The sequence below is a fragment of the Micromonospora sp. M51 genome, assembly GCF_018070305.1.
GTDB classification, from domain to species: Bacteria; Actinomycetota; Actinomycetes; order Mycobacteriales; family Micromonosporaceae; genus Micromonospora; species Micromonospora parva.
Genome location: NZ_JAGPXZ010000509.1, coordinates 1 through 4,584 on the forward strand (window position 1 = coordinate 1; position 4,584 = coordinate 4,584).

The 4,584-nt window shown below is 72.5% G+C and carries 5 protein-coding genes; 4 read left to right on the forward strand and 1 reads right to left on the reverse strand.

Annotated features, from left to right (window positions below; all coding sequences use genetic code 11):
• The 3 genes from KBX53_RS23245 to KBX53_RS23255 all read left to right on the forward strand — a co-directional run.
• Window positions 1-378: siderophore-interacting protein (locus KBX53_RS23245; RefSeq protein ID WP_210861632.1), on the forward strand; the 378-nt coding region annotated here is incomplete at its 5' end.
• A 125-nt stretch (window positions 379-503) separates the two neighbouring features.
• A complete protein-coding gene (locus tag KBX53_RS23250; RefSeq protein ID WP_030337645.1) occupies window positions 504-1,964 on the forward strand; it encodes an SDR family oxidoreductase in 1,461 nt (486 codons plus the stop codon).
• A 39-nt stretch (window positions 1,965-2,003) separates the two neighbouring features.
• Window positions 2,004-2,480 (forward strand): heme-degrading domain-containing protein, encoded by a 477-nt coding sequence (locus KBX53_RS23255; RefSeq protein ID WP_030337646.1) that lies wholly within the window; start codon window positions 2,004-2,006, stop codon window positions 2,478-2,480.
• Between the two features lie 75 nt (window positions 2,481-2,555).
• Here KBX53_RS23255 and KBX53_RS23260 read toward each other — a convergent pair whose 3' ends face one another.
• Window positions 2,556-3,932, reverse strand: coding sequence for an NAD(P)/FAD-dependent oxidoreductase (locus tag KBX53_RS23260; RefSeq protein WP_210861634.1), 1,377 nt, complete (start codon window positions 3,930-3,932; stop codon window positions 2,556-2,558).
• Window positions 3,933-4,234: 302 nt separating this feature from the next.
• Here KBX53_RS23260 and KBX53_RS23265 point away from each other — a divergent pair.
• The coding region (locus tag KBX53_RS23265) for an esterase/lipase family protein (protein WP_369010009.1) at window positions 4,235-4,584 on the forward strand (350 nt) is incomplete at its 3' end.

Below are 4,584 nucleotides of genomic sequence, written 5' to 3' on the forward strand. Positions count from 1 at the left end.
ACTGTCGTGCTGGAGGTGCCGGAAGCGGCCGACGTGTTGCCGCTGGTCGCGCCGCCCGGCGTCGAGGTCCGCTGGCTACCTCGGGGCACCGGCGGGTACGGCAGCCGGCTGGTGCCCGCCGTCACCGCCGCGGCCGGGGAGCTGCTGGCCAGCGAGGCGTCGAGGGCCGCCCAGCCCGTGCCGGACGTGGACGTGGACACGGAGATCCTGTGGGAGGTGCCGGAGGAGGTGCCCCCGGTGCCGCTGTACGCGTGGCTGGCCGGGGAGGCCGGCGTCATCCGTACCCTGCGCCGGCACCTGGTCGCCGAGCGGGGGCTGGACCGGCGGGCGGTGGCCTTCATGGGCTACTGGCGTCTCGGCCAGGCCGACGTCAGCTGACCGCGCCGCGCACCGGCCGGGCAGGCGCGAGGTGCGTCGGAGGCCGTGAGGCGCGTACCGTTTCGGGTCGGACTTGGGGCGGGCCGGCTGGAGCCGGCCCGGGATACGGGACGAGACAACGACGCATGACGGTGGACAACATTACCGAAAACGGTCAGCACGGTATTGACCGGAGCCGGCTGGAGGCCTGCCTCAGCGTCTTCGATGAGTTGGAGGCACTTCCCTCCGACCATCCCGACGTGGTGCGGGTGCAGCGGGCCACCGCCCGGCTCTACAAGGTGATCAAGCAGCGGCGGCGGGAGGAGCGGCGCGACGCCATCCTCGCCGCCGACCGGGCGGTGACGGAGGCCACCGCCACCGGCGCTCCCGGGCGGATCGACGACGAGACGCAGGGCATTCCGTTGGCGTCCTCGGTGGCGGGCGAGACGGCGGGCTTCCTGCACAACCCGCGCGGGTGCTACGTCTGCAAACAGCGCTACCGCCAGGTGGACGCGTTCTACCACCAGCTCTGCCCGTCCTGCGCCGCGCTCAACCGGGAGCGCCGCGACGCCCGTACCGACCTGACCGGCCGGCGCGCGCTGCTCACCGGCGGACGCGCCAAGATCGGCATGTACATCGCGCTGCGGCTGCTGCGCGACGGCGCGCACACGACGGTGACGACCCGGTTCCCGCACGACGCGGTCCGCCGCTTCACCGCGATGCCGGACAGCGGGGACTGGCTGCACCGGCTGCGCATCGTCGGGATCGACCTGCGTGACCCCGCCCAGGTGATCGCCCTCGCCGACGACGTCAGCAGCCAGGGCCCTCTCGACATCCTGATCAACAACGCGGCGCAGACCGTCCGCCGGTCCCCCGGGGCGTACGCGCAGCTGATCGCCGCGGAGGCGGCGGCCCTGCCGGACGGTCCGCTGCCGGAGCTGATCACGTTCGCCAAGCCGGACGGCCCGGGCGGCCCGGTGGGCAGCCTGACCGCCGGGCCCCAGTCGACAGCGCTCACCCCGCACGCGTTGACCGCGCTGGCACTGACCAGCGGCTCGGCCTCACCGGACCGGATCGCGGCGTCCACCGCCATCGACGCCGGCGGGCTGGTGCCCGACCTCGACTCGGTCAACAGCTGGGTCCAGCGCGTGCAGGAGGTCGATCCGGTCGAGCTGCTCGAGGTGCAGCTGTGCAACGTCACCGCGCCGTTCGTGCTGGTCAGCCGGCTGCGCCCGGCGATGGCCGCCGCGTCGGCCCGGCGCAAGTACGTGGTGAACGTGTCGGCCATGGAGGGCCAGTTCGGCCGCGGTTACAAGGGGCCGGGGCATCCGCACACCAACATGGCCAAGGCGGCGTTGAACATGCTGACCCGCACCAGCGCCGAGGAGATGTTGACCGACGGCATCCTGATGACCAGCGTCGACACCGGCTGGATCACCGACGAACGCCCGCACCCGACGAAGATGCGGCTGGCCGACGAGGGCTTCCACGCCCCGCTGGACCTGGTCGACGGCGCGGCCCGGGTGTACGACCCGATCGTCCGCGGCGAGCAGGGCGAGGACCTGTACGGCTGTTTCCTGAAGGACTACGCGCCCTGCGCCTGGTGATCGACCGATGATCGCCTCTGCACCATGAGGAGAAGAGACATGTCAGCTGACAGTGCATCGTGGCCGACGCTTGACGAGCTGCTGCGCGAGGAGAGCGAGCTGGAGCTCGCGGGCCTGTCCGAGACCGACGCGTACGAGCTGGGGATGCTCGCCGTCACCGCCGCCACCGAGCAGCGGCTGCCGGTCTCGGTGGGCGTGTGGCGGGCCGGACGGCAGCTGTTCCACTGTGGTCTGCCGGGGTCGACGGCGGACAACGACGCGTGGCTGCGCCGCAAGGGCCGGGTGGTGATGCGGTTCGAGCACTCGTCGCTCTACATGGCCCGACTGTGCCAGGACAAGCAGGTGACGCTGGCCGAGCGGTTCGGCCTGCCGGCCTCGCGGTACGCGGCGGCCGGGGGCGCGCTGCCCCTGCGGGTGCGCGGCACCGGCGTCGTGGGCTGGGTCGGTGTCTCCGGGCTGCCGCAGCTGGACGACCACCGCTTCGTGGTCGACATCCTCCGCAAGCTCCCCCGCTAGGGCCGTCCCGGCGGCCTCGCGACGAGGCCGCCGGGCACCGATCAGCGGCCTCGCGACGAGGCCGCGGGGCACCGCTCAGTGGGCGCGACGGTTGGCCCGCAGTGCGCCCAGCAGCACGCTCGGCCGGGCCAGTGAGCTGGGGTGCTCGCGCATGGAGACGACGTCGTTGACCCGTCGCGCGGTCGGCACGTCGGTGACTGTCGCGGCGATGACCTGCCGGCTGGCCCAGCTGGAGAGCCGGTGGCCGCGCGGGTAGGGCCCGTCGACGTGGGGCAACGCCAGGTCCGCCGAGGTCGACAGTGACCAGGCGGCGTCGACCACGACCTTCTGGAGCGCGAGGTAGTGGCGCGCGGGCGCCCGCAGGTCCGGGTGGGACCGGAGGTACGTCGACAGGCACGCTGCGTGCAGGGCCGCCGCCGTCATGCCCTGCCCGTACACCGGGTTGAACGACGCGACCGCGTCGCCGACGCTGACCAGGCCGGCCGGGAACCGCTTGAGCGCGTGGAAGTCCCGTCGCCGGCTGTCGGCGTGGTGGTAGGTCTGGACGTCGCCGATCATCTCCTGGTCGGCGACCTCGCCGAACTCCGGTGGGAACTGCTCCCGCAGGCGGCGGACGAAGTCCTCCGCGGTGCGGCCCGGACGGTCGTCGCCGTAACCGGCCATCATGGCCATCCACCGGCCGTCCTCGATGGCGAAGAACGCCGCCCCGGCCACGTCCAGCCCCGTTCCCGGTGTGTTCAGGGCCAGCACGACGGTGGAGGCCGGGGTGGGCTCCGGACGACGGAACAGGGCGGTCGCGTAGTTGAGGTGCACTGTCATCCGCCGGGTGACCGGTCGCTCCCAGTCGGCCCGCTCCAGCCAGTCGGACAGTTTGCTGGACCGCCCCATGGCGTCCACCACGAGGTCGCCGCGCTCGACACCGGGCACCCTGGCGACCTCGCACCGGACCCCGGTGACCGCGTCGTCGTCGAACGTGAGGCCGGTCGCACGGGCGGTGATCGTCTTGACGTTGGGCAGTCGGAGCACCTGCTGGCGGATCAGGCCCTCCAGCAGCGGCCGACTGCCCGCCAGGCTGTCGGCGTCGTCGGGGACGACGACCTTCAGCCGCCCGTCGAGGTAGTTGCGTCGGGCCGTGGGCGGCGCCTCGATCGCGCCGCGTGCCAGTGCCTCGTCGCGGAAACCGGGAAACAGCCGCTCCAGCTGGAAGAGGCCGCCGGGCAGCAGCGCGTGCAGCTGCGTCCCCTGGGGTACGCCGGGACGCGCGCCGGTCACCTGCGGGTCGTCCCGGTCGATGATGACGACGGTGTCGGCGTGGTCGGACAGCACCCGGGCGGCGAGCAGACCGGCGACGCTGCCGCCGACCACGACGGCCCTTCCCATCGTCGGTGCCGGCTGGTCAGGGGGTCGAGCCGCGTTCAGCTCAGCGAAGACCCGGGATGGGGAGAGGGACATCGTGCTCTCCAAGGGGGTAACGAGGTGTGTGCCCTCCCCGGTCACTGCCCGCGTCCGTGCGCGGGGCAGGCCGGTGGACGGTCGTTCGACGTGATGCCCGCCGATCGTCGCACAACCAAACGAACGGCAACGACCTGTGTCTGCCAGCTGACGCCGTGTCGACCGACGCGTCAAGGGGCTCGGTGTACGGACGGGGCGTCCGACCCGGGTCGGCGGACCGTGCGGTGTGGACCATCGCGCCACACCCTGACACGATACTTGCGCTAGCAGTGCAAATACTTCGTCCGTCAGGTGGAGGATCGATGCACACATCTCGCCGGAGACTGCTCTCCGTGCTGGTCGGGGTCGGAGTGGCCCTCGCCGCCAGCCTGTCCGCCGTCGCCGTCCCCCGCGCCGCCGAAGCCGCCGCCGCACCGACGTACCGTCCGGTGATCTTCATCCACGGCAGCGCGGGGTCGGCGGCCCAGTTCGAGTCCCAGGCCAAACGGCTGGCCAGCAACGGCTACCCGATCGACATCATCGAAGCCCACGAGTACGACTCCCCGAACGTCGCGGCGGTCCTGCCCCAGCTGTACGCGGGACTCGACGCGCGGATCTCCCGCCTGCTGGCGACCAGCGGCGCGGACCGGGTCGACCTGGTCGCGCACTCGCT

Excerpts from the sequence above, each read along its gene's own strand:
- KBX53_RS23260 (WP_210861634.1), bottom strand. The coding sequence starts at position 3,932 with ATGTCCCTCTCCCCATCCCGGGTCTTCGCTGAGCTGAACGCGGCTCGA.
- KBX53_RS23250 (WP_030337645.1), top strand. The coding sequence starts at position 504 with ATGACGGTGGACAACATTACCGAAAACGGTCAGCACGGTATTGACCGG.
- KBX53_RS23255 (WP_030337646.1), top strand. The coding sequence starts at position 2,004 with ATGTCAGCTGACAGTGCATCGTGGCCGACGCTTGACGAGCTGCTGCGC.